Annotated in this window: 2 tRNA genes; both read right to left on the reverse strand. The window is 54.8% G+C overall.

Annotated features, from left to right (window positions below):
* Positions 1 to 46: 46 nt before the first annotated feature.
* Positions 47 to 121: transfer RNA gene (locus K0039_RS21840), tRNA-Glu, on the reverse strand.
* A gap of 11 nt (positions 122 to 132) precedes the next feature.
* Positions 133 to 208, reverse strand: a tRNA-Met gene (locus tag K0039_RS21845).
* Positions 209 to 248: the final 40 nt, after the last annotated feature.

Consider the following 248-nt stretch of genomic DNA (forward strand, 5'->3'; position numbering starts at 1 on the left):
TTGCCGGCTTGGAAGGCCGGAACTCTACCATTGAGCTACACCCGCATGGTGACTCATAGGGGAATCGAACCCCTGTTACCGCCGTGAAAGGGCGGTGTCTTGACCGCTTGACCAATGAGCCATATATTTAAATGGTTGCGGAGACAGGACTCGAACCTGTGACCTTCGGGTTATGAGCCCGACGAGCTGCCAACTGCTCCACTCCGCGATATTAATTTGGTGCCGAAGACCGGAATCGAACCGGTACG

The organism is Terrisporobacter mayombei (genome assembly GCF_020748465.1).
GTDB classification, from domain to species: Bacteria; Bacillota; Clostridia; order Peptostreptococcales; family Peptostreptococcaceae; genus Terrisporobacter; species Terrisporobacter mayombei.